Source organism: Serratia sp. CY44782 (genome assembly GCF_052168715.1).
Taxonomy (GTDB): Bacteria; Pseudomonadota; Gammaproteobacteria; order Enterobacterales; family Enterobacteriaceae; genus Serratia; species Serratia nevei.
Genome location: NZ_JBJNME010000004.1, coordinates 164,405 through 191,213, shown reverse-complemented (window position 1 = coordinate 191,213; position 26,809 = coordinate 164,405). Strand labels below are relative to the sequence as shown.

Below are 26,809 nucleotides of genomic sequence, written 5' to 3'. Positions count from 1 at the left end.
TCTCTCCTTATAAAGGAAGGCGGTCGGCGTCAGGCGTCGCCGCATCGGGTTTGAGGCGCAAGGTGGGGCAAAACTGCAGCATCTCCAGAAACGCGTCCACCAGCGCTTCAGCTTCGGCCCGCAGATCGAAACTTTCCGGCATAAACAGCCAGTTTTCCATCAGGCCGGTGATATAACCGCGCAGGATGATCGCCGCACGGCGGGTATGTAAATCGGCGGGCAATTGCTCGTGGTGAATGCAGTTATACAGCACCGCTTCAATGCGTTCGTAGCCGGCGAGGTACAGCACCTTGCGCGAATCCAGCAGCGGCATCATTTCACCGACAAACTCGCATTTGTGGAATATAATTTCCATCAACGCCCGTCTACGGCCGTCTTCAACCGTAGACGTCAGAATGTAAATCAGAATTTCTCGGATAACCCGCAGTGGATTATCGGGAAACTTTGCCTGATACTCTGTTTCGAGCTGGTCAATTTTCGGCTCGGTAGATTCCCAAACTTCATTAAACAGGTCTACCTTATTCTTGAAGTGCCAGTAGATGGCTCCACGCGTAACCCCGGCAGCGGTGGCAATATCTGTCAGTGACGTTGCAGCAACGCCACGTTCAGAGAACTCTCTCACCGCAGCATCAAGGATTTGCTGTCGGGTTTCTTGCGCCTGCTGTTTGGTTTTTCGTGCCATGGCATTGTTATTTAGGGGGAGTGTGATTTACATACATTCGCGAATGTATGTACCATAGCACGCACATATAATTAACGCAGCAATGGGTTTTAAAGCTTGTGATCCATTGATCATTTTGAAATCGGACACTTGAGGTTTTTCTATGAACAAAAACAGAGGGTTAACGCCTCTGGCGGCCGTTCTGATGCTTTCAGGCAGCTTAGTGCTAACAGGATGTAACGATAAAGAAACCCAACAGCAAGGCGCCCACCAGCAGGCTCCTGAAGTGGGCGTGGTGACCTTGAAGGCCGAGCCTCTCAACATCACTACCGATCTTCCTGGCCGTACCGCTGCGTATCGTATCGCCGAAGTTCGCCCTCAGGTCAGCGGCATCATCCTGAAGCGCAATTTCGTTGAAGGCAGCGATATCAAGGCCGGGACGTCCCTGTACCAAATCGATCCCGCCACCTATCAGGCCAGCTACGACAGCGCAAAAGGCGATTTGGCCAAAGCACAGGCCAGCGCTTCCATCGCGCGCGTGACGGTAAACCGCTACAAGCCATTGCTGGGTACCAGCTACATCAGTAAGCAGGACTACGACAACGCCGTCTCCACGCTGCAGCAGGCGGATGCCGCCGTGGTGGCCGCCAAGGCCGCCGTGGAAACCGCGCGCATCAACCTGGCGTACACCAAGGTGACCTCCCCGATCTCCGGCCGCATCGGCAAATCCGCCGTGACCGAAGGCGCGCTGGTCAGCAACGGCCAGGCGACCGCCCTGTCTACCGTGCAACAGTTGGATCCGATGTATGTCGACGTCACCCAGTCGAGCACCGACTTCCTGCGCCTGAAGCAAGAACTGGCCAGCGGCGCGCTGAAGCAGGAAAACGGCAAGGCCAAGGTGAAACTGATGCTGGAAAACGGCGCTGAATACGCGCAGGAAGGCACGCTGGAATTCTCTGACGTCACCGTCGATGAGACCACCGGCTCCATCACCATTCGCGCCCTGTTCCCTAACCCGAACGATACGCTGTTGCCGGGCATGTTCGTGCGCGCCCGTCTGGACGAAGGCGTGCGCAGCGATGCGCTGCTGGTGCCTCAGCAAGGCGTTACCCGCAACCCGCGCGGCGACGCGACTGCGTTGGTGGTCGGGGCAGACGACAAAGTTGAGCTGCGTACGCTGAAGGCAGACCAGGCGATTGGCGACAAATGGCTGGTTACCGATGGCCTGAAAGCCGGCGATCGCGTGATCGTCTCCGGCCTGATGAAAGTGCATCCGGGCGCGCAGGTAAAAGTGCAGGAAGTTGACACTCAGGCGCAAAAACAGCCGCAGTCTGAAGCGCAGAAGTCATAAAAAGGAGCCTGTAATACATGGCTAAGTTCTTTATAGATCGCCCAATTTTCGCCTGGGTAATCGCCATCATCGTCATGTTGGCGGGGGTGCTTGCAATAATGAAACTGCCTATCGCGCAGTATCCCACTATTGCACCGCCGGCGGTGAGCATTTCCGCCAACTACCCGGGCGCAGATGCCAAAACGGTGCAGGATACCGTCACGCAGATTATCGAACAGAACATGAACGGTATCGATAACCTGATGTACATGTCCTCCACCAGTGATTCCTCTGGTAGCGTCACCATTACCCTGACGTTTGATTCCGGCACCGATCCTGACATCGCGCAGGTTCAGGTCCAGAACAAACTGTCGTTGGCCACCCCGTTGCTGCCGCAAGAAGTTCAGCAACAGGGCCTGAAAGTAGAAAAATCCAGCAGCAGCTTCCTGATGGTGGCCGGCTTCGTTTCCGACGATCCGAACATGACTCAGGACGATATTGCGGACTATGTGGCGTCCAATATCAAGGACCCGATCAGCCGTTCGTCCGGCGTGGGTGAAGTGCAGCTGTTCGGTGCCCAGTACGCGATGCGTATCTGGCTGGATCCGAACAAGCTGAACAACTACCAGCTGACGACCACGGACGTGACCTCCGCCATCACCGAGCAGAACAACCAGATCGCCGCAGGCCAGCTGGGCGGCCTGCCGCCGGTGCCGGGGCAGCAGTTGAACGCCTCGATTATCGCGCAGACCCGTCTGACTTCGCCGGAAGAGTTCGGCAAGATCCTGCTGAAGGTGAATACCGACGGTTCCCAGGTGCGCCTGCGCGACGTCGCTCACATCGAGCGCGGCGCGGAAAGCTACGCGGTTACCGCTCGCTATAACGGCAAGCCTGCCGCCGGTCTGGGTATCAAACTGGCTACCGGTGCCAACGCCCTGAACACCGCCAAAGGTGTGAAAGACGAGTTGGCCAAGATGGCGCCATTCTTCCCGCAAGGGATGAAAGTGGTTTATCCGTACGACACCACCCCGTTCGTTAAAATCTCCATCAACGAAGTGGTGAAAACGCTGATCGAAGCCATCATCCTGGTATTCCTGGTGATGTATCTGTTCCTGCAGAACTTCCGCGCGACGCTGATCCCAACCATCGCGGTGCCGGTGGTACTGCTGGGGACCTTTGCGATCCTTGCGGCGTTCGGCTTCTCGATAAACACCCTGACGATGTTCGGCATGGTGTTGGCGATCGGCCTGCTGGTGGATGACGCCATCGTGGTGGTGGAAAACGTCGAGCGCGTCATGTCCGAAGAGGGGCTGCCGCCGAAAGAAGCGACCCGTAAATCGATGGGCCAGATCCAGGGCGCGCTGGTGGGTATCGCCATGGTGCTATCGGCAGTATTTGTGCCGATGGCGTTCTTCGGCGGTTCAACCGGTGCCATCTATCGCCAGTTCTCGATCACCATCGTGTCCGCGATGGCGCTGTCGGTGCTGGTGGCCTTGATCCTGACGCCGGCGCTGTGCGCCACCATGCTCAAACCGATCCCGAAAGGCGATCACGGGGTTAAAACAGGCTTCTTTGGCTGGTTTAACCGCATGTTCGAGAAGAGCACGCATCACTATACCGACAGCGTGGGCAACATCCTGCGCAGCACCGGCCGCTATCTGATCATCTACCTGCTGATCGTGGTTGGCATGGGCCTGCTGTTCCTGCGCCTGCCTTCCTCGTTCCTGCCGGACGAAGATCAGGGCATCCTGTTGACCATGGTGCAGCTTCCTGCCGGCGCCACCGAGTCCCGCACAAACAAAGTGCTGGAAGAAGTCTCCGACTACTTCCTGAACAAGGAAAAGGACAACGTGGTTTCGGTGTTTACCGTCGCGGGCTTCGGCTTCAACGGTAACGGCCAGAACAACGGCCTGGCATTCGTCAGCCTGAAAGACTGGGGCGAGCGTCCAGGGGCCGGGAACAAGGTCGAAGCGATCGCGGGCCGTGCCATGGGCGCGTTCTCGCAGATTAAAGAAGGCCTGGTGTTCCCGTTCAACCTGCCGGCGATTATCGAACTCGGTACCGCAACCGGCTTCGACTTCGAGCTGATTGACCAGGGCGGCCTGGGGCACGAGAAACTGACCGAAGCACGTAACCAGCTGTTGGGCATGGTTGCTCAACATCCGGACGTGCTGGTGGGCGTGCGCCCGAACGGCCTGGAAGATACGCCGCAGTTCAAACTGATCGTCGATCAGGAGAAAGCCAAGGCGCTGGGCGTCAGCATAACCACCATCAACAGCACGCTGAGCACCGCCCTGGGTGGTTCGTACGTCAACGACTTCATCGACCGCGGTCGTGTGAAGAAAGTGTACGTACAGGCCGAGGCGCCGTTCCGTATGCTGCCGGAAGACATCAACAAATGGTACGTGCGCGGTACGAGCGGCCAGATGGTGCCATTCTCCGCCTTCTCTTCGGCGAAATGGGAATACGGCTCACCGCGTCTGGAACGCTATAACGGCTTGCCGTCGATGGAAATTCTGGGCCAGGCCGCACCGGGCAAGAGTACCGGTGAAGCGATGAACCTGATGGAACAGCTGGCGTCCAAACTGCCAAGCGGCATCGGTTACGACTGGACCGGCATGTCCTATCAGGAACGTCTGTCAGGCAACCAGGCGCCGGCGCTGTACGCCATCTCGATTCTGGTGGTGTTCCTGTGTCTGGCGGCACTGTATGAAAGCTGGTCCGTGCCGTTCTCGGTCATGCTGGTATTGCCGCTGGGGGTTATCGGTGCGTTGCTGGCCGCGACGATGCGCGGCATGAACAACGACGTGTACTTCCAGGTGGGGCTGCTGACCACCATAGGCCTGTCGGCGAAGAACGCCATCCTGATCGTGGAATTCGCCAAAGACCTGATGGAGAAAGAAGGCAAAGGCCTGATCGAAGCGACGTTGGAAGCGGTGCGTATGCGTCTGCGTCCAATCCTGATGACGTCTCTGGCCTTCATCCTCGGGGTTCTGCCGCTGGTTATCAGCAGCGGTGCAGGCTCTGGCGCACAGAACGCGGTAGGTACCGGCGTAATGGGCGGGATGATCACCGCTACCGTCTTGGCGATCTTCTTCGTACCGGTGTTCTTCGTAGTGGTTCGTCGCCGCTTCAGCAAGAAGAACGAGGACCTGGAACACAGCCATCCGGTAGAGCACCACTGATCGCTCAGTGATGTGAGCTCCACCCGATAATCGAAAGGCCGCGCATGCGGCCTTTTTCTTTTGCTTCAGTTGCTTAATGCAAACCGTTCTCATTAATTCACTCTTGTGTGCAATTTGCGCTTGATCGCGATGCCAGGTCGGCGCATAATTATTGTTATAGTATAACATTACACGAGAGAGCCATTATGAAACCCGGCATCCACCCCGATTACCGCACCGTGGTGTTCCACGACGTCAGCGCCAATGCCTACTTCAAAGTGGGATCGACCATCAAAACCGATCGCACCATCGAACTGGACGGCGAAAGCTGGCCGTATGTCACCCTCGACGTCTCTTCCGCTTCGCATCCGTATTACACCGGCAAGCAGAAAGACTATTCCAAAGAAGGCAGCACGGCGCGCTTCCAGCAGCGCTTTGGCCGCTTTATCGGCAATAAGTAACAAGGAATTCCCATGCAGGTATTGAGTTCATTGCGTTCGGCGAAAAATCGCCACCCGGATTGCAAAGTCGTGCGTCGTCGTGGCCGCATCTATGTGATCTGTAAAAGCAATCCGCGATTCAAAGCGGTACAGGGACGTAAGAAAAAGCGTTAACTCCCCAGTGTCATCTGTCGCAAAGCCCCGTTGCTGCTCAACGGGGCTTTTTTATGGCGAGAAAGTGCCTGCAAGCTGTCCCCCGCCGGCAGGCGGGGGACAGTGATTACTTCATGCTGCTCAGCAGCACATCGACATTGTGCTTAAACGCCTGCTCATAGGTGGCCGCCGGGCCGCCCGCGCGGGAGAGCGCTTCTGGGTACAGCTCGCCGCCCGCCTTGGCGCCGGTGGCGGCGGCAATCTGTTTCACCAGCCGCGGATCGGTCTGATTTTCGATAAAGTAAGCGTTAACCTTTTCCTGTTTGATCTGCTTAATCAGGCCCGCCACGTCGCTGGCGCTGGCTTCAGCCTCAGTGGAAAATCCGACCGGGGCAAGGAAGGTGACGCCATACTCTTGCCCAAAGTAGCCAAACGCATCATGGCTGGTCAGCACCTTACGTTTCTGTGGCGGTACTGCCGCGAACTGGGTCTTGGCCCACAGATCCAGCTTTTGCAGCTGCTGAATATAGTCGGCTCCGCGCTGACGAAAATAGTTGGCATCCTCGGGATCGGCGGCAATCAGGGCATTCATCACGTTGGTAGCGTACTGTACGCCGTTTTTCATGCTGTTCCAGGCGTGAGGATCGGTAATCGGTTTGCCGTCCTCTTCCATCTGACGGGTGCTGATCCCCTGTGAAGCGGTGATCACCTGCCCTTTATAACCCGAGGCGCTGACCAGGCGATCGATCCACCCTTCCAGCCCCAGGCCGCTGACGAACACCACATCAGCCTGAGCCAGCTTCTTGCCGTCCTGCGGCGAAGGCTCGAAACTGTGCGGATCGCCATCCGGCCCCACCAGCGTGCTGACCTTGACATGATCGCCTCCCACCTGTTTGACGATATCACCCAGAATGGAAAAGCTGGCGACGGCGTCAACGGTCTTCGCCATCGCCCATGGGCTGGCCAGCAGAGCAGCGACCGCCAGCGATATAGGTAAACGTTTCATACTTTCTCCTTGCAAATGGCACTTCTCAACGGCGCGCGAAGGCAAAAATGCCTCCGCGCGTTCCAAACAGGATAGAGACGAAAAAGATGACGCTGGCGCTGAGCACGATCGCCGGGCCGGCCGGCAGCGAAGCGTAATAGGACCACACCAGCCCCATCACGCTGGAAAGCGCGCCGATGCCCATCGCCGTCGCCAGCGTCTGCGGCAGATTGCGCGCCCATAAGCGTGCACTGGCGGCGGGCAGCATCATCAGCCCCACCGACATTAAAGTGCCGAGGATCTGGAATCCCGCCACCAGATTGACCACCACCAGCGCCAGAAACAGGCCGTGGATCAGCGCCAAGCGGCGCGGCGCGTTGACGCGCAGAAAAGTCACGTCGAAGGATTCGATCACCAACGCACGATACAGCGCCGCCAGCGCCAGCAGCGAAACCGAGGCAATCGCACCGACCATCACCATGGCCTGTGCATCCACCGCCAGAATCGAACCGAACAGCACGTGCAGCAGATCCACGCTGGAACCGCGCAGCGAGACCAGCGTGACCCCCAGCGCCAACGATCCCAGATAGAACCCGGCGAAGCTGGCATCCTCTTTCAGCGGCGTGCGACGGCTCACCAGGCCGGACAGCATCGCCACCGCCAGCCCGGCGATAAAGCCGCCCACGCCCATCGCCACCAGCGACATGCCGGAGATCAGATAGCCGATCGCCGCACCCGGCAACACCGCGTGGGACAAGGCATCCCCCACCAGGCTCATGCGACGCAGCAGCAGAAACACGCCCAGCGGGGCTGCGCTGAGCGACAACGCCAGGCACGCCATGAGCGCGCGGCGCATAAAACCGAAAGAGAGGAAAGGATCGATAAGCCCATGCCACAGCATCATGGCGCCACCGCCCGCAGCTCAGGCTGCCGTTCGGCGACGTAATACTTCGGCACCTGTTCCAACACCCGCTCGGCCGCGCCCCAGTGGCAAGCCTGCGGCGTCAGCAACAGCGCCTGCGGAAAATGCTCGGCAACCATCGACATATCGTGCAGCACAGCGATCACCGTTTTCCCTTGCCGATGCAGTTGCGCAATCACCTGCAGCAAAATTTGCGTGGTGGCGCTGTCGATGCCGGTAAAAGGCTCATCCAACAGGATCAGCGGCGCCTGTTGAACCAACAGGCGCGCAAACAGCACTCGCTGCAGCTGGCCGCCGGACAGCTCGCCTACCGGGCTGCGCGCGAGCGCGCTCATGCCAACGTTCGCCAGCGCCTCATTGACCTGGCTCACCGCACGCTTGTTCATGCCGCCGAACATGCCGCTTTGCGGCCAACAGCCCATCGCCACCAGATCGCTCACCGCGATGGGGAACTGCCGATCCAGCTCCGCCTGCTGCGGTAAATACGCTCTGCGCGGTGGCTTTCCGCCGCTAAAATTCAGGCTGCCATCCAACGGCGGCAACAATCCGGCGAAGGTTTTCAGCAGCGTCGACTTACCTGCCCCGTTGACACCCACCACCGCGGTTAACGATCCGGCGGTAAACTGCCCGCTGAGCGGAGGAAAAAGCTGCGTGGCCCCATAGCCTATCGCCAACTGACGCAAAGTGATCATGGTAGCGACACCGCCCAGAAGATGCCGAGCCACAGCAGGGCCAGCAGTACAACGGCACCCACACAGCGCGCGGCGGCGGAGGTAGTAAACAATGAATTCAGTGACGACGCAGCGCCATGTTGTGAAGTGGGAGTCAAAGTCGTGACCAGTGCGATGGAATAATGGTTATAATATAACATCACAATAACTACAGTGTCTCAAGCCCTGCCTTGCCAATAATGCAACGGAACGTAACAGTGCTCGCACGGCGGGCCTTCCACCGCCATCCCCCTTATCAACCTCAGGGATATTCCCGTTCGACGCAAGTGTTAGCGGAAGGTGAAAAACAGCAGTACATCGAAAAATTTACCGGCGCGAGTGGAAAAGGAGTAAGATAAGCAGATAACATTGCTGTTGGCCGAGATTAATGCTTGTTACCCTTGCCTGTAGCCTGGAAGTGAACGCACTTTCTGTTAAAAAATTAAAGAAAGTGATTAATGACAATATAGCGGAGTTAGTGCCGGCGCTGACCAGCGGACTCAGTTTTTATTCTGAAAGCGCACGCTATGCCGAGGATTCATTAGAAATACTTGATATAGTGCAACAAGGTGACAACGATTATTCAATGAGTTATCGCTATAAGTGGGGCATTTTTAATGCCTGTCTGGATATCAATAGCGAAGATACCATCAATGATAGCGCCCGGTTCCAAGTGACCGAGCAGGGTTTAATCTTCGACATCATTGATAACTCGCGTCCATCAACTGCGGATGAATTGTAAGTTTACGTAATAACTACAGGCCAAACGCGAAAAAATGATTTATATTCATTTTACGGGAAGTTTATTTAACCACCGTTAAGCTGCCTCCGTTCATGATGTAAATCAGCTTACTCACATAGTGTTATCACACCGCAATTAAGACTTACGGAGGGGATGATATGGATGAGTATTCGCCTAAGCGACACGACATTGCTCAGCTCAAATTCTTGTGCGAAAATTTGTATGATGAAGGTATCGCTACCCTGAGTGACAGCCACCACGGGTGGGTCAACGATCCGACATCCTCCGTCAACCTGCAGCTTAATGAGTTGATCGAACATATCGCTTCGTTTGTGATGAGTTATAAAATTAAATACATGGACGAATCCGACCTGTCGGAGTTAGTCGAAGAATATCTCGACGATACCTATACGCTATTCAGCAGCTACGGTATCAATGATTCCGACCTGCGCCGCTGGCAAAAAACCAAGGCGAGATTATTCAGAATGTTCTCAGGAGAGGACATCTGTACGACAATGAAAACTTAGGGGATAATTATTCCCGAGCTATTTTACGGTTATTAAACTAAAAGGCCATCATGACTAAAACCGACTATCTGATGCGTTTACGTAAATGCACCACGATTGATACTCTCGAACGAGTTATTGAGAAAAATAAGTACGAACTTTCCGATGATGAACTGGAGCTGTTTTACTCAGCTGCCGATCACCGTCTGGCGGAGCTCACCATGAACAAACTGTATGACAAAATCCCCACCTCCGTTTGGAAATATGTCAGATAATCAGCCCCCAACGCGTTGAGCCGATGTCTTTATCGGCTTCAATGTCCAAGTTGAATACGTACTTTTCCTATTGACAGTAAAATTTCATTTGCGTTCCCCTCTCAATAATAATGAGTGTAAGAAATTCTCTTTAAAATCGAGATAAGTTACCTCACCGCTTCTCATTAGCCACTAATGCATTATCCAGAAAATTGATGGCGGGCAGTAAAGACAGGTTTTGTCACTCTCTCTGACGGCAGAGACAGGTAATCGTTGAGTGGGGTGTGAGTAGCGAAAACACGGGTTGGCGAAGGCCCAAATGGGTGGGGACCCTGCCAGCTACATCCCGGCACACACGTCACCTGCTGCGGCTGCTTCCTTCCGGACCTGACCGAGTTCACAAGTTAGTGTTGCGGGAGAACCAACAGGGCCCCCATTGACGGCTTCTGTACTCTGAAGCGGTGGGCATTATCGGCGATGCCCCATCAAATAGCAAGCCAACCGGGACCAACCGCTGTTTTCTTGCCCACCTGCATTGTGGCACACTCTTCGCCTGGGTTTTGACTCACGCAGGAACAGCAACATGCAACCAGAAGACGCCTCTTTCAGCCAACGGGTATTCCATATCGTGGCCGCCATTCCTTACGGCAAAGTCACCACCTACGGCGAAGTCGCCCGACTGGCCGGTTCGCCGCGTGCCGCACGCCAGGTCGGCGGCGTGCTGCGGCGTTTGCCGGAAGGCAGCACGCTGCCCTGGCACCGGGTGATCAACCGGCACGGACAGATCTCGCAGCAAGGGGAGGATTTTCAACGGCAACGGCAAGCATTGCTGGCGGAGGGAATTATTTTCGGCCCGCACAGCACGGTCGACTTCGATCGCTATGGTTGGCGCTGGTAAAACAAAACAGCCTTTGGCCGAAGCGCAAAGGCTGTTGATTTGGTCTTGCTGTACCGCAGTATGATTACTGCATAGCGGTTGGCGCAGCCTGAATCGGCACACCCTGAACCGGAACCAGCAGCAGATCGGCACGAGTACCGTTGCGATTAACCACTTCCTGGATGGTGTCGGTAATAAACATCAGTCGCCCGTTGACCGTCACCGCCGCGCTCAGAATGATACGCGCATTCGGTTGGATGTCGGACGGGTTATACGGCAGCGTAAAGCTGAACGGCGCCTGTTGCCCTTCAGTGCGTACCGCGCGCTGTGCAATCACTTTAGACGGCGCATCCGCCAGCGAGGCGTCAGAGAGGGTGACCGTCAGTACGGCGTCCGGCGGCAGCGCAATGCGCTGACGTATATTAACCGAACCTGTCACCGCCGGGCCCTGAATCTGCGTTTGCGCAGCCGCCGGGTTACCGGCCGCCTGTGTAGGCACATCAGCACTCTTTTGCGCGCATCCTGCCAGCGTGATCGTCAGTGCCGCGGCACCGCCTACGATTTGCCAGAGTTTCATGGATCGGTCTCCTTTTTTATTATCAACATGTTGGTGGCTTTCACCACCGCACCTATTAAACTTAGCACAAAACACTGACAAATCCACTTTGCTCCACCTATTAATCACTTAGCCTGTCCAAAGCGCCCACTATTAAGAGCATTCTCATCGGCCCCATAACGCAAGATGTTGACGCCGCGCCGTGATATTCCGCACACTGCGCAAAATGATTATTAGAAAGGTAACAACTTTATGAGCCAGGCATTGCAAAACCTCCTCGATCTGCTGGATCTGGAGAAAATCGAAGAAGGGCTGTTCCGCGGCCAGAGTGAAGATTTGGGGCTGCGCCAGGTGTTCGGCGGGCAGGTGGTCGGCCAGGCGCTGTACGCCGCCAAACAGACGGTGCCGGACGAGCGCAGCGTGCATTCGTTCCACAGTTACTTCCTGCGCCCGGGCGACAGCAGCAAGCCTATCGTTTACGACGTGGAAACCCTGCGCGACGGCAACAGCTTCAGCGCGCGCCGCGTCAGCGCCATCCAGCACGGTAAACCTATCTTCTATATGACCGCCTCCTTCCAGAGCCCGGAGGCGGGTTTCGAGCACCAGAACCTGATGCCGGACGTGCCGCCGCCGGAAGGGCTGCTGTCCGAATCAGAGATCGCCCAGAAGCTGGCGCATATGCTGCCGGAAAAAGTGCGCGAAAAATTTATCGGCCAAAAGCCGCTCGAAATGCGCCCGGTGAAATTCCACAACCCGCTGAAAGGCAGCGTGGAAGAACCGCATCGCTACGTCTGGTTCCGCGCCAACGGCAGCATGCCGGACGATCAACGCATCCACCAATATCTGCTGGGCTACGCGTCGGACTTTAACTTCCTGCCAACGGCGCTGCAGCCGCACGGCGTCGGCTTCCTGGAGCCTGGCATGCAAGTGGCCACCATTGACCACTCCATGTGGTTCCACCGCCCGTTCCGCATGGATGACTGGCTGCTGTACGCGGTGGAGAGCTCCTCCGCTTCCGGCGCACGGGGCTTTGTACGCGGCCAGATCTACACCCGCGACGGCGTCCTGGTCGCCACCACCGTGCAGGAAGGGGTGATTCGCCAGCGCGACGCCTGATCCGCAGCATAAAGAGAGGGGCGATGTTTCCATCGCCCCTGTCGGCTTCATCATTATTTTAGTCTTTAGCGCACTGCCCTGCTTCGAGTCTTATTGGTTGTAGGCGCTCTCGCCGTGGCTGTTGACATCCAGCCCCTCGCGTTCCTGCTCTTCCGGTACTCTCAGGCCCACCATGGCGCCCGCGATCTTGAAGGCGATAAAAGCGGCGACGCTCGACCACACCAGCGTGATCAGCACGCTCACCAGCTGGATCCAGACCTGATGGCCCATCGTCACCCCTTCGGCGTAGCCGGTGCCGCCCAGTGAAGAGGCGGTGAACACGCCGGTCAGCAGGCAGCCGACGATGCCGCACACCCCGTGCACGCCAAACACGTCACAGGTGTCGTCCACCTTCAGCCATTTCTTCAGCGTCACGACGCCCCACAGGCCTGCGACACCGCCCACCAGGCCGATGATCAACGCCCCGCCCACGCCCACGGTGCCCGCCGCCGGCGTCACCGCAACCAACCCGGCGATCATGCCGGAGCAGGCACCCAGCAGCGAAGGCTTGCCGCGCAGCACCCATTCGGCGAAGGTCCAGGAGAGAATGGCGCCCGCGGTGGCGACCACGGTGTTGAGGAATGCCAGGGCCGCAATGCCGTTGGCCGCGCTGGCGGAGCCGGCGTTGAAGCCGAACCAGCCGATATACAGGATGGACGCCCCGGTAAACACCATCGGCAGGTTGTGCGGTTTGAAGGCCTCTTTACCGAAGCCGGCGCGCTTGCCGATCAGGTAGGCGCCGACCAACCCGGCGCTGGCGGCGTTGATGTGCACCACGGTGCCGCCGGCGAAGTCCAATGCGCCGTCGGTGGCCAGGTAGCCGCCGCCCCACACCATGTGCGCAATCGGCAGATAAGACAGCGTGAACCACAGAATCGCGAAGATCAGCACCGCCGAGAAGCGAATGCGTTCGGCAAAGCCGCCCACCACCAGCGCCACGGTGATACAGGCGAAGGAAGCCTGGAAGGCGACGTGGATCATCTGGCTGATGCTGCCGGTGACGCTGTCGATGCCGATGCCTTTCAGCATCGCCGTCTCGAATCCGCCGAACACCGCATTGCCCTCGCTGAACGCCAGGCTGTAGCCATACAGCACCCACAGCACGCAGACCAGCGCGAAGGTGACGGTGACCTGCGTCAGCATCGACAGCACGTTTTTGCCGCGCAGCAGGCCGCCGTAAAACAGCGCGATGCCCGGCAGCGTCATGAACAGCACCAACGCGGTGCAGATCATCATAAAGGCGTTGTCGGCCTTATCGGCGACCGCCGGGGCGGCCAGGGCCAAAGAAGGAACCAGGGTTACCGAACTCAGGCCCAACATGGATAACAGTCTTTTCATTATCAATCCATCCCCATCACTTAACTGAGTTCGCGGTTACAGTGCCGATTCGTCGGTTTCGCCGGTGCGAATGCGGATCACGCGTTGCAACTCGGCAACGAAAATTTTGCCGTCGCCGATTTTGCCGGTGTAGGCGGCTTTGCTAATCACATCAACCACTTCATCCAACTGATCGTCAGCGATGGCGATGTCGATTTTGACCTTGGGCAGGAAGTTGACGTTATATTCGGCGCCGCGATACAGCTCGGCGTGCCCCTTCTGGCGGCCAAAGCCCTTCACTTCGGTTACGGTCAACCCCTGAATGCCCACGGAGGACAGAGCCTCGCGCACGTCCTCCAGCTTGAACGGTTTGATTACCACGGTCACCAGCTTCATATTGCCCCTCCACGAATTAAGCCCAAACTCACCCCTGGTACGCGTCATATGTAGCAAGGCCTGTGCCAAATTTGATTTTGCATGACGATTCAGCGGATTAGCGGGAGCGCGGGCACCATCAGGCCGCGGCGCCATACCGATACCCTGAATTGATTAAATATCGCGCACTGATTTGGTGCGCATCGCGTCGAAAAAGTGCAGAAAGGGGGCATGGCGCAGGCGAGTTGCCTGCTTGTGGTGCGTGGGAAAGAAAGAGGGGCCGCGAGCGCGGCCCATGTTCAGGCGGGTTGGCTCTCTTCGCGCACCGCTTCCGCCAGCTGCTCGCCCGCCAGCTGCAGCTGGTACATCTGGTAGTAGCGCCCCTGCTGCGCCAGCAGCTGCTGATGGTTGCCCTGCTCTACCGCCTGGCCGCGATGCAGCACCAGGATGGAGTCGGCATCGACGATGGTCGACAGCCGGTGGGCGATCACCACCAGCGTGGTGTGCTCGCGGATCGCACGCAGCGCGCGCTGGATCGCCTGTTCGGTGCCCGAGTCGATATTGGCGGTCGCCTCGTCGAGGATCAGGATCTGCGGCGCCTGCACCAAGACCCGCGCCAGCGCCAGCAGCTGTTTCTGCCCGACGGACAGGTTATTGCCCTGCTCCCCCAGCCGGGTGTGAATTCCCTGCGGGAAGCCGCGCACCAGACTCGCCAGCTGCACCGTTTCCAGCGCCTGCCACACGGCGTCTTCCTCGATGTTGCGCCCCAACGTGACGTTGGCCAGCACCGAATCGGCGATCACCACCGGATCCTGCTGCACCATCGCCACGCCCTGGCGCAGCGTGCGGTGCGACAGGCTGGAGATCGGGCGGCCATCGAGGCGCACTTCCCCCTCGCTGACCGGGTAATAGCCCATCAGCAGGTTGGCCAAGGTACTCTTGCCGCTGCCGGTATGCCCGACCAGCGCCACGAAACCGCGCGAAGGCACCGCCAGCGAAATGTGCTGCAGCACCTTTTTGTCCGCGCGGTAAGCGAAGCTCAGATCGGTGATGTCGATGCGGCCACCGGCCAGCGGACGATCGTCGGCGCCGTAACTCTGCTGGCTGCGATCCATCAGCTCGAAAATGCGTTCACCGGCCACCACCGCCTGCTGCAGGATCGACTGCTGCGACGTGAGCTCGATCAGCGGTTCGTTCAGGCGCCCCAGGTAGTTGATGAAGGCGTAGAGCACGCCGACGCCAATCACCCCCTCGCCGCTGAAGCCGAACAGCATCAGCAATCCGCACAGCACCAGCGCCGAAAACAGGCTGAGCAGCGGCCGCAGCAGGAAACCGTCGAGCCGCAGGGTCTGCATGCGCGCCAGATAGTGCGACTGGCTGGCGGCGCTCATGCGTTCGCCGAAGCGCACCTGCTGGCGGAACTGCTGAATCACGCCCATGCCGTTGATCACTTCGTTGAAACCGTCGTTGATGTCCGCCAGATAGCTGCGCACCCGTCGCACGATCGGCGTACTGTAGTATTGATAGATGCCCATCACCACGAACACCGCCGGGAAGATGCAGACCGCCACCAGCGCCATGCGCCAGTCGAGGCTGAACATCGCCACCAGCATGGTGCCGATCAGCGCGGCGCTTTTCAGCACCGTGGAGACCACCATCACGTACAGATCCTTGATCACCTCGGTGTCGTTGGTGACGCGTGAGATCAATTGCCCGACCGGCTGCGTATCGAAGGCGCTGAGCGGCTGGCGCAGCGCGGCGTCCATCACGTCGGTGCGCAGCCGCTGCACCACGCCCACCGCCGCCTGGTTGAACAGCAGCGCCTGGAAGTAGTGCAGCGCCGCCGCCAGCAGCTCCAGCAGAATGTAAGCCGCCGCCAGCCCGCCGACGATCGTCAGCGGCAGTTGCCCTTTGGCGACGTAGTTATCGATAAAATAGCTCACCAGGATCGGCCCGGCGACTTCCGCCGCCGCCGCGATCCACAGCATCAGCACCGCCAACCCCAGCGGTTTGCGGTACGGCGAGCCATAGGCCAGCAGCCGCTTCAGCGTCGGCCACAGCTTTTGCACTTTATTCATCGGCCAACGCCTCCTCGCCGTTTTCCGGCGCTTCGTCCAGCGCCGCTTCCAGCTGCTGATAACGGTACATATCGCGATACCAGCCCGGCTGCGCCGCCAGCGCCGCCGGATCGCCGCGCTGCGCAACGCCGCCGTGCTGCATCACCAGGATCTCGCTGGCCTCGGTCAAGGCCGACAGCCGGTGCGCGCTGATGATCACCGTGCGATCTTGCCCCCAGCTGCGCAGGTTGTGCAGGATCTGGTGTTCGGTACGGCCGTCCACCGCCGACAGCGCGTCGTCGAGGATCAGGATCTCCGCATCCAGCAGCAGCGCACGCGCAATGGAGATACGTTGTTTCTGCCCGCCCGACAGCATCACGCCGCGTTCGCCCACTTCGGTGTCATAGCCCTGCGGCAGCCGCAGAATGTCCTCATGGACGCTGGCCAACCGCGCCGCCTGTTCGATCTGCGCCTGCGTCGCCCCCGGATGACCCAGCGCGATATTGTTCGCCACGGTATCGGAGAACAGGAACGGCGTCTGGCTCACCACCGACAGCCGCGAACGCCAGTCGTCGAGTTTGACCTGCGGCAACGGCAGGCCGTGATAGCGGATCTGCCCTTGGTCGACGTCGAACTGGCGCTGGATCAGCGACAACAGCGTCGACTTGCCGGCGCCGGTCGGCCCGCACAGCCCCAGCATCTGCCCCGGCTTCAGCGTCAGCGCCACGTCATGCAGCGCCGGATGCGGGTTTTCCGGGTAGTGGAACGCGCGGATATCCACGTCCAGCACGCCGCGGCCGGCCGGCAACGCCTGCGGGCCGTCCTGCACCGCCGGCGCCTCGTCGAGCAGGCTGCGGATGCGGCTGTAGGCCGCGCTGCCGCGTTCGACGATGTTGAACATCCAGGCCAGCGCCAGCATCGGCCAGATCATCAGGCCGAGATACATCACAAAGCTGGTCAGCTGCCCGAGCGTCAGCGACCCGTTCACCACCATCCAGCTGCCGCCGCCGATGGCCAGCAGGTTAGAGGCGCCGATAGCGATATAAATGGTCGGATCGAAGCGCGCATCCACCCGCGCCACGTGCATGTTCTTGGCGCCGGTCTGCGCCGCCACCTCGGCAAAGCGGTTGGATTGGTGATCTTCCAGCCCAAAGGCCTTGATCATGCGGATGCTGGTCATGCTTTCCTGAGCCTGATCATTCAGGCTGGAAAACGCCGCCTGCGCCGATTTAAAGCGCTGGTGCAGCTGGTCGCCGTAATATTTGATGGCGATCGCCATCAGCGGCATCGGGATCAACGCCAGGACCGTCAGCTGCCAGCTGATTTGGGTGCTCATCACCACCAGCACCACCAGCCCCATCACTAGCGAATCCACCAGCGTCAGCACGCCTTCGCCGGCGGCGAACACCACGCGGTCCACGTCGTTGGTGGCGCGCGCCATCAGATCGCCGGTGCGGTGGCGCAGGTAGAACGCCGGGTTTTGCCGGCTGAGCTGGCGGTAAAAGTTTTCGCGCAGCTCGACCGCCAGTTGGTAGGACGCGCCGAACAGCAACACCCGCCACACATAGCGCAGCAGGTAAACGACGATCGCGGTGCCGATCATCAGCCCGAGCCAGGCCATCAGCACGCCGGTAGACATTTGTTTTTCGGTGACGCCGTCCACGATGATGCCGACCAGCTTAGGCGGCAGCAGTTGCAGGATGGCGATGACGATCAGCAGCACCACCGCCCCGAGGTAGCGGCGCCACTCCCGGCGGAAGTACCAGCCGATTTGAGCAAATAATCTCACGCAGTTTGATTCCAGGGTTTTATGGGATTTGTCTCTTTTTCTGCTTCAGCAGAACAGGATACCACCGTTGAGCCGCCCGTCCGGTGAACTTTTCACTCCGGCACCGGTAGCGCGGTGGTGTATTTGATTTTTTCCATGGCAAAGCTTGAGGTGACATCGATGAGGCCCGGTACGCCGTTCACCAGGCGCTTATAGAAGCCGTCGTAGCTTTTCATGTCCGCCACTTCGACCTGCATCAGATAGTCGTACTCCCCCGCCATGCGGTAGAACGCCAGCACCTCGGGCATCTGGCTGGTCAGTTGCACAAACGCCTGATACCACTCGCTGCTGTGCTGCTGGGTCTTGATCAGCACGAACGCCGTCAGCCCCAGGCCGAGCTTTTCGTTATCCAGCAGCGCCACCCGGCCGCGGATATAGCCCTCGTCTTCCAGGCGCTTCAACCGTTTCCAGCACGGCGTCGAGGTCAAATTGACCGCATCGGCCAGCGCCTGCAGCGACTGGGTGCAATCTTGCTGCAGCATGCACAGCAGCTTACGGTCTGTTTTATCTAACATAGCGGCCACCAGGAGAAAAATTTTCTCTCATTAGGCGATTAAACAGGGAAAATGGCAATCCTTTTTTCCTGCCGACAGGCTATGCTACGCCATAAACCAGCCCCCTATTTTGAGGCCAAATCATGACAAACTCTTGGGTAAAATATGCTATCGGTGAAATAGAAGCGGATTTTCAGCGCTCCGCCGATACGCACCTGATCCGCCTGAACCTGCCGGCGTTTCCCGGCATCTGCCTGTATCTGAAGGATGAGAGCACCCACCCGACCGGCAGCCTGAAACACCGTCTGGCACGCTCGCTGTTCCTTTATGGCCTGTGTAACGGCTGGATCACCGAGAACACCACCATCATCGAGGCCTCTTCCGGCAGCACCGCGGTGTCCGAAGCCTACTTCGCTCGTCTGATCGGCCTGCCGTTCATCGCGGTGATGCCATCCTGCACCGCGCGCCGCAAGGTGGAGCAGATCGCCTTTTACGGCGGCCGCTGTCACTTCGTCGATCACGCCGCCCAGATCTACGCCGCCTCCGAACAGCTGGCGAAAGAGCTGAACGGCCACTATATGGATCAGTTCACCTACGCCGAACGCGCCACCGACTGGCGCGGCAACAACAACATTGCCGACAGCATTTTCCGCCAGATGGCGCGTGAACCCTTCCCGGTGCCGAAACACATCGTGATGAGCGCCGGCACCGGCGGCACCTCCGCCACGCTGGGGCGCTACATCCGCTATCAGGGGCACGACACCCAATTGACGGTGGTCGATCCGGAAAATTCGGTGTTCTATGACTGCTTCCACCACGGCGATCGCACCCTGATCGGCAGCTGCGGCAGCCGTATCGAAGGCATCGGCCGCCCTCGCGCCGAGCCGTCGTTCATCCCGTCGGTGGTCGACAACATGCTGCGGGTGCCGGATGCCGCCAGCGTCGCCACCATTCACTGGCTGGAAGGCGTGTTAGGCCGCAAGGTTGGCGCCTCCACCGGCACCAACGTCTGGGGTGCGCTGCAGCTGGCGAAACAGATGCGGGAAAACGGCGAGCAAGGGTCGATCGTCACCCTGCTGTGCGACAGCGGCGAGCGTTATCTGGATACCTATTACAACCCGGAATGGGTCAGCAACAACATCGGCGATCTGCAGCCGTATCTGGCGCAGCTGGCGGATTTGTAACGCCAGGCTCCGGATAAAAAAAAGCCGGGTAGTCATACCCGGCCGGCTGTAAGGAGAACCTCATTCTTCGGGGGAATAGGTGAGGCAAGGTGAACGCAGCCAATGTTGTAAATAGTGGGCCACCGCCTGTTGCTGGCAATGGCCGATAACCGGTAGCTGCGGCAGCAGGGATTTCAGCTGCGGTAGAGCGTTGCCCATCACCACGCCGTGCCCCACCGCCCCCAGCATCTCTTTGTCGTTCATCGCGTCGCCGAACGCCATGCAGTCGGCCATCGTCAGCCCCAGATGGCGGCTCAGCCGGTCCAGCGCCGTGCCTTTGTTGCAACCGAGCGGCAGCACTTCCAGACAGTCGTAAGCGGAAAAGCACAGGTCAGCCTCGTCGCCCAGCTGTGCCCGCAGCTGCACCTGTAAAGCCAGCAGCTCCTCATGCGGCGCGACAAAGCACACCTTGCTGTTGCCGAACGCCGGCAGGCGGCGCACGTCGGCCAGCTGAAAACGAAAGCCGCTCAGGTGGTGCGCTCGCAGCATCTCTTCCGGCACGGGAAACTCGGTCAGCCAACCTTCATCGCGGAACACATGCATGCTGGCGCGGGTGCGCCAATGATGATGCAGCACCTCTTCGGCGACCGCCGCCGGCAAATCGGTGGCGTGCAGCTGTTGGCCGCGGTTGTCATACACTCGCGTGCCGTTGCCGGTGATCAGGTAACCCTGCAGCCCCAGCTGCGCCATGATCGGCTGCGCGTCGAGGTAGTGCCGCCCGGTGGCGAACGTCACCACCATTTCCCGCTCTACCAGCTGGTTCAGCACCGCCAGCGTTTCCGGGCCAACCCGGTGATCCGGCATCAACAGCGTGCCGTCCATATCAAAAGCTGCCAGGCGATACATAAAGACCTCTTGAATGTGAACGCGATTACAATCAGTGCAGTATGGGATGGTATTTGCGGAAGTAATAGTGAACAATTTGAGAAAACTGTTCCGGATTTCTGCCCATGCGCCTGGTTCACCGTCTCAGCCAATATCAACGCCTGTACCAACAGCTCGGCAGCGCGCCGGTCGCCGTGACCATCGGCGAGCTGGCGGCGATGTTCTACTGCAGCGAACGGCACGCCCGCACGCTGGTGCAACAGCTGCAGGATCAGGGCTGGCTGAGCTGGCATTCGCAGCCCGGCCGCGGCAAACGCGCCCGCCTGCATTGCCTGAAAACCCCGGATGAACTGCGCGCGCAGCTGCTGCAACAGCTGCTGCAACAGGGCAACCATCAGGGGGCGCTGGAAATGGCGCAGCTCGATCCGCAGCACCTGCAGGATCTGCTCAGCCCGCACCTCGGCGGGCAATGGCAGGCCGGCAGCCCGACGCTGCGCATTCCCTATTACCGCACGCTGGAAGCGCTCGACCCACTCACGCTGACCGGCCGCGCCGAGCAACATCTGGTATCGACCCTGCACGCCGGGCTGACGCGCCTGATGACCGGTAACCCGGAACCGCAGCCCGATCTGGCGCACCACTGGCAGATTGGCGAGCACGGCCTGCGCTGGCGCTTCTTTCTACGCAGTCAGCTGCGCTGGCATAACGGTGAACCGCTGACCGGCCAACAGCTGCTGCAAACGCTGGAAAAACTGCAGCGCCACCCGCGCAGCCAACCCAGCCTGGCCAACGTCGCGCACATCAGCCTGCCGCATCCGCTGTGCATCCAGTTCGATCTGCACCTGGCGGACTATTGGCTGGCCCACCGGCTGGCGGAACTGCCTTGCCTGATGACCCACCCGGAGCTGCCGGGCATCGGCGCCGGCCCGTTCAAGCTGGCGCTGAATGAACCGCAGCTGGTGCGGCTGGAACAGCACGCCGGTTACCATCTGCAGCACCCATATCTGGACACCATCGAGTACTGGATCACCCCCGACCTGCCCACCGCCGGCGCCGACACCAGTTGCCAGCATCCGGTGCGCATCACCATCGGTCAGCAAGACGATTTGGCGCAGGCCCGGCCGGTGCAGCGCAGCATGAGCCTGGGCTGGTGTTATCTGGCGCTGAACCTGCGCCACGGCGTGCTGAGCGAAGCCCAGGGGCAAAAGCTGCTGATGCTGATCCAGCAGTCCGGCCTGCTGAGCCGTCTGCCTATTCCCAACAGCGTGATCACCCCCAGCCATGAAATGCTGCCTGGCTGGCGTATTCCAAGCCAACGGATTGAGGAAGATGTCACCCTGCCCGCCCGGCTGACGCTGCTGTATCGGCCGCCGGTCGAGCTGGAAACGGTGACGGTCGCGCTGCAGCGGCTGCTGGCGCAGCACGGCTGCGAGCTGGAGGTGCGTTACTACGCCGGTAAACGCTGGCAAAGCGAGGAACAGATCGCCCAAGCCGACCTTCTGCTGGCAGACAACCTGATCGGTGAAGCGCCGGAGGCGACGCTGGAGAGCTGGCTGCGGCAGGATACGCTGTGGCGTGGTATCCTGACGGAAAGCCGCTGGCAGCAGCAGCAGGACACGCTGCGACAGATCCAGCAGCTGCAGGCGCAGCAACCGCGCTTCGCACAGCTGCAGGCTTATTATCAACGGCTGATGGCCACCGCTATCATCACGCCGCTGTTTCACTACCAGTATCAGATCAGCGCGCCGCCGCGCATGCATGGCGTCACGCTAACCGCCCACGGCTGGTTCGATTTTTGCCAGGCGTGGCTGCCGCCGCCGGTGGACAACGCACCGGCCTGAGCCGAACCGCCCTGCGCCTGGCGGCCCTTTCTGCTACTATTGTCGCCGCAACGCAATTTTATCCTGCCGCCCGAATGTGTATCGGGAGAGGCCAAAGCCCAAAAAGGTGATTTTATGAAGCGCGCGGTTGTCGTTTTCAGCGGTGGACAAGACTCCACGACCTGCTTGATCCAGGCATTGCAACAGTATGATGAAGTTCACTGCGTCACGTTCGATTACGGCCAGCGCCATCGCGCCGAGATTGAAGTGGCTCAAGAGCTGTCGGCGGCCCTCGGCGCCAAGGCACACAAGGTGCTGGACGTAACGCTGCTCAATGAGCTGGCCGTCAGCAGCCTGACGCGCGACAATATTCCGGTTCCCGCCTACGATCCCAATCAGAAAAATGCGCTGCCGAGCACCTTCGTGCCGGGCCGCAACATCCTGTTCCTGACGCTGGCGGCGATCTACGCCTACCAGGTGGAAGCGGAAGCGGTGATCACCGGCGTGTGTGAAACCGATTTCTCCGGCTATCCGGATTGCCGCGACGAGTTCGTTAAAGCGTTGAACAAGGCAGTGACGCTGGGCATCGCCCGCGATATCCGCTTCGAAACGCCGCTGATGTGGCTGAACAAGGCCGAGACCTGGGCGCTGGCGGATTATTACCACCAGCTGGATCGCGTACGCCAGGATACGCTGACCTGCTACAACGGCATCAAGGGTGACGGCTGCGGCGAATGTGCCGCCTGCAACCTGCGCGCCAATGGCCTGATGCAGTACCGGGCCAACCAGGCGGAAGTGATGGCGGCGTTGAAACAGAAGGCCGCTCTGGCCTGAGGCAGTGACGGCGGCAGCCTCTGCCGCCCGTGAGCTTACTGCAGATTATCCTTCGGCGTGAGCGCCTCCAGGTGCTCGCGCAATTCTCCTTCGATCGGCAGCGCACGCTGCGTTTTCAGATCGACACACACGAAAGTCAGCAGCGCGTCGGCCACCGGCGTCCCCGCAGGATCCTGCGTCACCTTTTGGCTCAGCACCCCGCTCTTGCCGTTGAGCTGCACCATCTGGCTGTCGATACGCAGCTTATCCCCCAATACCGCCGGGCTGCGGTAATTGATATTGATGTTCACCACGATGAAAGCGATGTTGTTTTCCGTCATCCAGCGGAATCCGGCCTCGTTCTCCAGCCATTCCCAGCGCGCCTCTTCCAGAAACTCCAGATAGCGGGCATTGTTAACGTGCTGGTAAACATCAAGGTGATAACCGCGAACTTTGATAAAGGTTTGCATAGGGAACGATCGCTCCTGCCTGGTGATTACAGAAAGAAGGAGCCACGGAGACTCCCTCGCCCGTTTGGTCAACGCGCCAAACTGGTAAGACCTGTAAAATGTAGCAGAGGAGTGACGGCCTCAGCGGCATTTTGCCACGCAGCCGCGACCGGGATCACATTTTCAGCCGGGTGCGGTTCTTCTCAAACAGCGCCGGCCCGATGCCCGGCACCTCCTGCAACTGCTCAACCTGGGTGAACGGCCCGTTCTGTTCGCGGTAGCGCACGATGCCTTCCGCCTTCTTCAAACCGACGCCGCTCAAGGCGGCGGCCAGCTGTTCGGCGGTGGCCTGATTGATGCTGACCGCCGCCTCTTCGGTTGCCTTAGTCATCATCGCTTGCCCGCCATTGCTCGCCGGTGCTGAGAACATAGGCGCCTCGGCTTTATCCACCGCGGCGGCCGGCCCCGCCAGGCACAACAGCAGCGCGGTCAGCGCAGCTTTCATGTGATGCTGATAACCTGATAACGCTGATTTTTTCTCTGTATGTTGCATGCTGTATCCTCCTTGTGTGTGACAGCACGGCTACCTTGCCGCGGCGGCGAATATTCAGCAATCGGCGGATATCAGATGTGGAAAAGGCCGCGAAAGCGGCCTTTGTTTGTTGCACTGCGTTGCAGAAAAATGCGGCGATTACTGAGGCTGTTGCTCAGCGGCGCCCATTTTGATCTTGGCTTCTTTACGCAGGCTCGCCAGCAGCGAATCGAAGGAAACGCCGGTCGCGCCCTCTTCCATCTTGCCGACGAAGGTTTTCATTTCGTCTTCCGGCAGCGTGCCTGCCTTCACCGCATCGAGCGCGATCAGCACCACGTTGTCCTGGCGATCCTGCGACATGCCGTACACCGGTTTGCCGTCCTGCGGGTGCGGCAGCGCGAACACGCTCTCCACCAGTTGGCTGTCTTCCGGCGCGCGCGCCATCTTCTGCACGGCGCCAAAGCTCAGGCCGGCGGCTTTCATCGCCTCGTCGCCCTTGCCCTGCTTCAGCTCAACCAGCAGCTTCTCGCCCTGCAGTTTCGCTTCCTGCACCGCTTTGTTGCGCTTCACCAGCTCGGCCACGCGGTCTTTCACCTGGTCGAATGGTTCGATACCTTCCGGCTTATGGCCGCTCACGCGCACCACGAAGGCGCGGTCGCCATCTACGGTGATCACGTCGGAGTTGCTGCCCGGCGCGCCGTTCTCGCCGATCAGCGAGCCGTCGAAGATCGCCTGCACGACCGGCTTGAAGTTCAGCGCGGCAGGAATGTTGTCACGGGTGAACCAGTCGCTTTGCGCCGCTTTCACGCCTGCCGCTTCTTCAGCCGAGGCCAGCGATTCGTTGTCGCTGGTCGCCGCTTCGCTCACCTTCTGCTGCAGCGCGTAATACGCGTCTACCGCTTTCTCCTGCTGCACCTGCTTGGCGATGGCGCCATGCACTTCGCTCAGCGGCTTCACTTTCTCAGGTTCGATATCGTTCAAACGCACGATCAGGAAGCCGACGGAGGATTCCACCACGCCGGACAGCTGCCCTTTCTCGGTCAGGTTAGCCTGCTTCAGCTCGTCGGCGGTGGTTTCCGGCTCCAGCCAGCCCAGCTCGCCGCCGGTACGGCGTGAGATGATATCGGTGGATTTCTCTTTCGCCAGGGTGGCGAAATCGGCGCCCTTCTTCAGCTCGTCCAACACGGCGTTGGCTTCCGCCTCGGTTTTCAGCTGGATCACGCTGTAGTTTTTACGCTCCGGCTGGCCGTAGCTGCTCTTGTGCTGGTCGTAGTAAGCGCTGATGTCCTCTTCGCTCACTTTCACCTTGTCCTGCATGGACGCGGCGTCCAGCGGGATATAGCTCACCTTCACCTGCTCCGGTGCGATGAAGCTGTTTTTGTTCTGATCGTAATACGCCTTCAGTTCGTCGTCGCCGGCGCTCTGTTTCGCCTGCAGCGCCTTCAGATCGATGGTCGCCAGGCGCACGTCGCGCTCCTGCAGCACCAACGCCGCCATAGCTTGCGATTCGGATGGCAGCACGAAGCCGGACTCGCCGAAGGCCTGGATCAGCTGCTGATTGACCAGCTGCTGGCGCATCGACTGCGCGAAGTTGTCGGCGGTGTAGCCCATACGGCCGATCAGGTCGAGGTATTTGGCGTTATCGAACTGGCCGTTGGTCTGGAAGTAAGGCGCCTTGCGGATGGCGTCCTTGATCTGATCGTCGCTGACCGCCAGGCCCAGCTTCTTGGCGTACTGGTCGAGCAGCATGTTGTCGATCAACTGGGACAACACCTGACGGCGCATCTGCTGCATGTAGCCTTCGTTGCCGGCCAGCGCAGAGAACTGGTCACCCAGCTGCTGCTGCATGCGGCTACGCTCGCTTTGGAAAGCCTGTTCCAGCTGAGCGCGTTCGATCGTCTGACCATTTACTTTCGCAGCATAATCGCCGGAGCCGCCGATCAGGTAGTTACCCACCCCGGTCAGAACGAATGACAGGATGATCAGGGCCAGGATGATTTTGAGCACGACGTGATTAGCAGCCGCGCGTAAATTGTCCATCATAGTGTGACAACACTCCGCTGTGATGTGGATTAACAACCCTTGTGCAGGCGCGTTCCCTGCGACAAAAATAAAAAAAGCGCATCAGTCCGATGCGCCTTGTATCTTACCTTACCAGCACCGCTGCGTCAGGTGATTGTTTATTACAAAACCCTGTTACGCTAAACGGTTAGACGCTAAATCAGTTTACAGCGTCTTTCAGCGCTTTCCCTGCACGGAAGGCCGGTACTTTGGCTGCCGCGATTTTGATCTCTTTACCGGTCTGCGGGTTGCGGCCGGTACGAGCCGAACGTTCACGCACGGTGAAGGAACCGAAACCTACCAGAGCCACGTCATCCCCTGCTTTCAGAGAGTCGGTAACGGAAGCGATTACTGCGTCTAAAGCACGTCCCGCTGCCGCTTTGGAAATATCAGCACCTGCGGCAATCTTGTCGATCAGTTGTGACTTATTCACTCTATCATCCCCTCTAGAATTCTATCGTCGCACCGAAAAATCCCTACGGTTGCGACAGCGCAGCTGTTATATCAATCCCATCGAACCTTAGCAAGCCACCGACTGGGTGGCAAAACGCGGGCCGACA

At 59.3% G+C, this 26,809-nt stretch carries 27 protein-coding genes and 1 other RNA gene; 12 read left to right on the top strand and 16 right to left on the bottom strand.

The features are described from left to right. Positions 1 to 7 precede the first annotated feature (7 nt). Positions 8 to 682: a multidrug efflux transporter transcriptional repressor AcrR gene (gene acrR, locus ACJ8HT_RS09170; protein WP_049235198.1), complete on the bottom strand. Its 675-nt coding sequence runs from the start codon at positions 680 to 682 to the stop codon at positions 8 to 10. A 142-nt stretch (positions 683 to 824) separates the two neighbouring features. Between acrR and sdeX the strand changes: the two genes are divergently transcribed. From sdeX to ykgO, 4 genes are all read left to right on the top strand, one after another. Then, on the top strand, positions 825 to 2,012 hold the full coding sequence (sdeX, locus tag ACJ8HT_RS09165; protein WP_049199912.1) for a multidrug efflux RND transporter periplasmic adaptor subunit SdeX: 1,188 nt from the start codon (positions 825 to 827) through the stop codon (positions 2,010 to 2,012). A gap of 17 nt (positions 2,013 to 2,029) precedes the next feature. Next, a complete protein-coding gene (gene sdeY / locus ACJ8HT_RS09160; protein ID WP_060423439.1) occupies positions 2,030 to 5,176 on the top strand; it encodes a multidrug efflux RND transporter permease subunit SdeY in 3,147 nt (1,048 codons plus the stop codon). A 185-nt stretch (positions 5,177 to 5,361) separates the two neighbouring features. Continuing rightward, on the top strand, positions 5,362 to 5,616 hold the full coding sequence (locus tag ACJ8HT_RS09155; protein ID WP_004940303.1) for a type B 50S ribosomal protein L31: 255 nt from the start codon (positions 5,362 to 5,364) through the stop codon (positions 5,614 to 5,616). A gap of 12 nt (positions 5,617 to 5,628) precedes the next feature. Next, complete coding sequence (ykgO, locus tag ACJ8HT_RS09150) at positions 5,629 to 5,769, top strand: type B 50S ribosomal protein L36 (protein ID WP_004940304.1); 141 nt, start codon at positions 5,629 to 5,631, stop codon at positions 5,767 to 5,769. Positions 5,770 to 5,875: 106 nt separating this feature from the next. Here the strand turns inward: ykgO and ACJ8HT_RS09145 are convergent, their stop codons facing one another. The 3 genes from ACJ8HT_RS09145 to ACJ8HT_RS09135 are packed head-to-tail and all read right to left on the bottom strand — an operon-like array spanning position 5,876 to position 8,347. After that, positions 5,876 to 6,754, bottom strand: a complete 879-nt coding sequence (locus ACJ8HT_RS09145; protein ID WP_195879876.1) for a metal ABC transporter substrate-binding protein — start codon at positions 6,752 to 6,754, stop codon at positions 5,876 to 5,878. Positions 6,755 to 6,779: 25 nt separating this feature from the next. Beyond that, on the bottom strand, positions 6,780 to 7,637 hold the full coding sequence (locus ACJ8HT_RS09140; RefSeq protein WP_194573008.1) for a metal ABC transporter permease: 858 nt from the start codon (positions 7,635 to 7,637) through the stop codon (positions 6,780 to 6,782). After that, positions 7,634 to 8,347, bottom strand: coding sequence for a metal ABC transporter ATP-binding protein (locus ACJ8HT_RS09135; RefSeq protein WP_197652284.1), 714 nt, complete (start codon positions 8,345 to 8,347; stop codon positions 7,634 to 7,636). Before ACJ8HT_RS09135 ends, ACJ8HT_RS09140 begins: the two co-directional genes overlap by 4 nt. Before the next feature lie 406 nt (positions 8,348 to 8,753). On the opposite strand from ACJ8HT_RS09135, the gene ACJ8HT_RS09130 reads away from it, so the two are divergent. From ACJ8HT_RS09130 to ACJ8HT_RS09120, 3 genes are all read left to right on the top strand, one after another. Next, positions 8,754 to 9,107: a hypothetical protein gene (locus ACJ8HT_RS09130; RefSeq protein WP_049199904.1), complete on the top strand. Its 354-nt coding sequence runs from the start codon at positions 8,754 to 8,756 to the stop codon at positions 9,105 to 9,107. A 158-nt stretch (positions 9,108 to 9,265) separates the two neighbouring features. Continuing rightward, the gene (gene tomB / locus ACJ8HT_RS09125; RefSeq protein ID WP_049199903.1) at positions 9,266 to 9,634 is read left to right on the top strand and encodes an Hha toxicity modulator TomB; all 369 of its coding nucleotides are present in this window, start codon (positions 9,266 to 9,268) and stop codon (positions 9,632 to 9,634) included. Between the two features lie 50 nt (positions 9,635 to 9,684). Beyond that, positions 9,685 to 9,888, top strand: a complete 204-nt coding sequence (locus tag ACJ8HT_RS09120; protein ID WP_004940313.1) for an HHA domain-containing protein — start codon at positions 9,685 to 9,687, stop codon at positions 9,886 to 9,888. Positions 9,889 to 10,197: 309 nt separating this feature from the next. Here ACJ8HT_RS09120 and ffs read toward each other — a convergent pair. After that, positions 10,198 to 10,294: signal recognition particle sRNA small type (gene ffs, locus ACJ8HT_RS09115), an RNA gene on the bottom strand. A gap of 156 nt (positions 10,295 to 10,450) precedes the next feature. On the opposite strand from ffs, the gene ACJ8HT_RS09110 reads away from it, so the two are divergent. Beyond that, the gene (locus ACJ8HT_RS09110; RefSeq protein ID WP_033642088.1) at positions 10,451 to 10,765 is read left to right on the top strand and encodes an MGMT family protein; all 315 of its coding nucleotides are present in this window, start codon (positions 10,451 to 10,453) and stop codon (positions 10,763 to 10,765) included. Positions 10,766 to 10,829: 64 nt separating this feature from the next. Here ACJ8HT_RS09110 and ACJ8HT_RS09105 read toward each other — a convergent pair whose 3' ends face one another. Further along, entirely contained in the window at positions 10,830 to 11,321 is a 492-nt protein-coding gene (locus ACJ8HT_RS09105) for a YbaY family lipoprotein (RefSeq protein WP_016928846.1), read from the bottom strand. A gap of 231 nt (positions 11,322 to 11,552) precedes the next feature. On the opposite strand from ACJ8HT_RS09105, the gene tesB reads away from it, so the two are divergent. Continuing rightward, the gene (tesB, locus tag ACJ8HT_RS09100) at positions 11,553 to 12,416 is read left to right on the top strand and encodes an acyl-CoA thioesterase II (protein ID WP_197652285.1); all 864 of its coding nucleotides are present in this window, start codon (positions 11,553 to 11,555) and stop codon (positions 12,414 to 12,416) included. A 90-nt stretch (positions 12,417 to 12,506) separates the two neighbouring features. Here the strand turns inward: tesB and amtB are convergent, their stop codons facing one another. The 5 genes from amtB to ACJ8HT_RS09075 all read right to left on the bottom strand — a co-directional run bounded on the left by amtB (position 12,507) and on the right by ACJ8HT_RS09075 (position 18,547). Continuing rightward, complete coding sequence (amtB, locus tag ACJ8HT_RS09095; protein WP_197652286.1) at positions 12,507 to 13,793, bottom strand: ammonium transporter AmtB; 1,287 nt, start codon at positions 13,791 to 13,793, stop codon at positions 12,507 to 12,509. A gap of 36 nt (positions 13,794 to 13,829) precedes the next feature. Beyond that, positions 13,830 to 14,168, bottom strand: a complete 339-nt coding sequence (glnK, locus tag ACJ8HT_RS09090) for a P-II family nitrogen regulator (protein WP_004940327.1) — start codon at positions 14,166 to 14,168, stop codon at positions 13,830 to 13,832. 278 nt (positions 14,169 to 14,446) lie between these two features. After that, the gene (smdB, locus tag ACJ8HT_RS09085; RefSeq protein WP_197652287.1) at positions 14,447 to 16,225 is read right to left on the bottom strand and encodes a multidrug efflux ABC transporter permease/ATP-binding subunit SmdB; all 1,779 of its coding nucleotides are present in this window, start codon (positions 16,223 to 16,225) and stop codon (positions 14,447 to 14,449) included. Then, on the bottom strand, positions 16,218 to 17,993 hold the full coding sequence (gene smdA / locus ACJ8HT_RS09080; RefSeq protein ID WP_038876191.1) for a multidrug efflux ABC transporter permease/ATP-binding subunit SmdA: 1,776 nt from the start codon (positions 17,991 to 17,993) through the stop codon (positions 16,218 to 16,220). Before smdA ends, smdB begins: the two co-directional genes overlap by 8 nt. A 92-nt stretch (positions 17,994 to 18,085) precedes the next feature. Next, entirely contained in the window at positions 18,086 to 18,547 is a 462-nt protein-coding gene (locus tag ACJ8HT_RS09075; RefSeq protein WP_004940330.1) for an Lrp/AsnC family transcriptional regulator, read from the bottom strand. Positions 18,548 to 18,669: 122 nt separating this feature from the next. Between ACJ8HT_RS09075 and ACJ8HT_RS09070 the strand changes: the two genes are divergently transcribed. Continuing rightward, positions 18,670 to 19,710 carry a PLP-dependent cysteine synthase family protein gene (locus tag ACJ8HT_RS09070; RefSeq protein ID WP_015376851.1) on the top strand — a complete coding sequence of 347 codons (1,041 nt, stop codon included), beginning with the start codon at positions 18,670 to 18,672 and terminating at the stop codon, positions 19,708 to 19,710. 60 nt (positions 19,711 to 19,770) lie between these two features. Here ACJ8HT_RS09070 and cof read toward each other — a convergent pair whose 3' ends face one another. Then, positions 19,771 to 20,595, bottom strand: a complete 825-nt coding sequence (gene cof / locus ACJ8HT_RS09065) for an HMP-PP phosphatase (protein WP_033647299.1) — start codon at positions 20,593 to 20,595, stop codon at positions 19,771 to 19,773. A 104-nt stretch (positions 20,596 to 20,699) separates the two neighbouring features. On the opposite strand from cof, the gene ACJ8HT_RS09060 reads away from it, so the two are divergent. Together ACJ8HT_RS09060 and queC are read left to right on the top strand one after the other, a co-directional pair. Beyond that, complete coding sequence (locus ACJ8HT_RS09060; protein WP_197652288.1) at positions 20,700 to 22,415, top strand: SgrR family transcriptional regulator; 1,716 nt, start codon at positions 20,700 to 20,702, stop codon at positions 22,413 to 22,415. Positions 22,416 to 22,529: 114 nt separating this feature from the next. Further along, positions 22,530 to 23,228, top strand: a complete 699-nt coding sequence (gene queC, locus ACJ8HT_RS09055) for a 7-cyano-7-deazaguanine synthase QueC (RefSeq protein ID WP_197652289.1) — start codon at positions 22,530 to 22,532, stop codon at positions 23,226 to 23,228. A gap of 35 nt (positions 23,229 to 23,263) precedes the next feature. Here the strand turns inward: queC and ACJ8HT_RS09050 are convergent, their stop codons facing one another. From ACJ8HT_RS09050 to hupB, 4 genes are all read right to left on the bottom strand, one after another. Further along, positions 23,264 to 23,677 (bottom strand): acyl-CoA thioesterase, encoded by a 414-nt coding sequence (locus ACJ8HT_RS09050; RefSeq protein WP_038876185.1) that lies wholly within the window; start codon positions 23,675 to 23,677, stop codon positions 23,264 to 23,266. A 154-nt stretch (positions 23,678 to 23,831) separates the two neighbouring features. Further along, a complete protein-coding gene (locus tag ACJ8HT_RS09045) occupies positions 23,832 to 24,209 on the bottom strand; it encodes a ComEA family DNA-binding protein (protein WP_197652290.1) in 378 nt (125 codons plus the stop codon). A gap of 138 nt (positions 24,210 to 24,347) precedes the next feature. After that, positions 24,348 to 26,231: a peptidylprolyl isomerase gene (ppiD, locus tag ACJ8HT_RS09040; protein WP_197652291.1), complete on the bottom strand. Its 1,884-nt coding sequence runs from the start codon at positions 26,229 to 26,231 to the stop codon at positions 24,348 to 24,350. Positions 26,232 to 26,409: 178 nt separating this feature from the next. Further along, on the bottom strand, positions 26,410 to 26,682 hold the full coding sequence (gene hupB, locus ACJ8HT_RS09035) for a nucleoid-associated protein HU-beta (RefSeq protein WP_004940351.1): 273 nt from the start codon (positions 26,680 to 26,682) through the stop codon (positions 26,410 to 26,412). Positions 26,683 to 26,809: the final 127 nt, after the last annotated feature.

Coding starts and splice junctions, on each gene's coding strand:
- ACJ8HT_RS09145 (WP_195879876.1), bottom strand. CDS start 6,754: ATGAAACGTTTACCTATATCGCTGGCGGTCGCTGCTCTGCTGGCCAGC.
- queC (WP_197652289.1), top strand. CDS start 22,530: ATGAAGCGCGCGGTTGTCGTTTTCAGCGGTGGACAAGACTCCACGACC.
- sdeY (WP_060423439.1), top strand. CDS start 2,030: ATGGCTAAGTTCTTTATAGATCGCCCAATTTTCGCCTGGGTAATCGCC.
- ACJ8HT_RS09130 (WP_049199904.1), top strand. CDS start 8,754: ATGCTTGTTACCCTTGCCTGTAGCCTGGAAGTGAACGCACTTTCTGTT.
- cof (WP_033647299.1), bottom strand. CDS start 20,595: ATGTATCGCCTGGCAGCTTTTGATATGGACGGCACGCTGTTGATGCCG.
- ACJ8HT_RS09050 (WP_038876185.1), bottom strand. CDS start 23,677: ATGCAAACCTTTATCAAAGTTCGCGGTTATCACCTTGATGTTTACCAG.
- ppiD (WP_197652291.1), bottom strand. CDS start 26,231: ATGATGGACAATTTACGCGCGGCTGCTAATCACGTCGTGCTCAAAATC.
- ACJ8HT_RS09110 (WP_033642088.1), top strand. CDS start 10,451: ATGCAACCAGAAGACGCCTCTTTCAGCCAACGGGTATTCCATATCGTG.
- smdB (WP_197652287.1), bottom strand. CDS start 16,225: ATGAATAAAGTGCAAAAGCTGTGGCCGACGCTGAAGCGGCTGCTGGCC.
- ACJ8HT_RS09120 (WP_004940313.1), top strand. CDS start 9,685: ATGACTAAAACCGACTATCTGATGCGTTTACGTAAATGCACCACGATT.
- glnK (WP_004940327.1), bottom strand. CDS start 14,168: ATGAAGCTGGTGACCGTGGTAATCAAACCGTTCAAGCTGGAGGACGTG.
- acrR (WP_049235198.1), bottom strand. CDS start 682: ATGGCACGAAAAACCAAACAGCAGGCGCAAGAAACCCGACAGCAAATC.
- sdeX (WP_049199912.1), top strand. CDS start 825: ATGAACAAAAACAGAGGGTTAACGCCTCTGGCGGCCGTTCTGATGCTT.
- ACJ8HT_RS09070 (WP_015376851.1), top strand. CDS start 18,670: ATGACAAACTCTTGGGTAAAATATGCTATCGGTGAAATAGAAGCGGAT.
- ACJ8HT_RS09155 (WP_004940303.1), top strand. CDS start 5,362: ATGAAACCCGGCATCCACCCCGATTACCGCACCGTGGTGTTCCACGAC.
- ACJ8HT_RS09075 (WP_004940330.1), bottom strand. CDS start 18,547: ATGTTAGATAAAACAGACCGTAAGCTGCTGTGCATGCTGCAGCAAGAT.
- ACJ8HT_RS09135 (WP_197652284.1), bottom strand. CDS start 8,347: ATGATCACTTTGCGTCAGTTGGCGATAGGCTATGGGGCCACGCAGCTT.
- ykgO (WP_004940304.1), top strand. CDS start 5,629: ATGCAGGTATTGAGTTCATTGCGTTCGGCGAAAAATCGCCACCCGGAT.
- ACJ8HT_RS09105 (WP_016928846.1), bottom strand. CDS start 11,321: ATGAAACTCTGGCAAATCGTAGGCGGTGCCGCGGCACTGACGATCACG.
- tomB (WP_049199903.1), top strand. CDS start 9,266: ATGGATGAGTATTCGCCTAAGCGACACGACATTGCTCAGCTCAAATTC.
- ACJ8HT_RS09140 (WP_194573008.1), bottom strand. CDS start 7,637: ATGATGCTGTGGCATGGGCTTATCGATCCTTTCCTCTCTTTCGGTTTT.
- ACJ8HT_RS09045 (WP_197652290.1), bottom strand. CDS start 24,209: ATGCAACATACAGAGAAAAAATCAGCGTTATCAGGTTATCAGCATCAC.
- tesB (WP_197652285.1), top strand. CDS start 11,553: ATGAGCCAGGCATTGCAAAACCTCCTCGATCTGCTGGATCTGGAGAAA.
- ACJ8HT_RS09060 (WP_197652288.1), top strand. CDS start 20,700: ATGCGCCTGGTTCACCGTCTCAGCCAATATCAACGCCTGTACCAACAG.
- amtB (WP_197652286.1), bottom strand. CDS start 13,793: ATGAAAAGACTGTTATCCATGTTGGGCCTGAGTTCGGTAACCCTGGTT.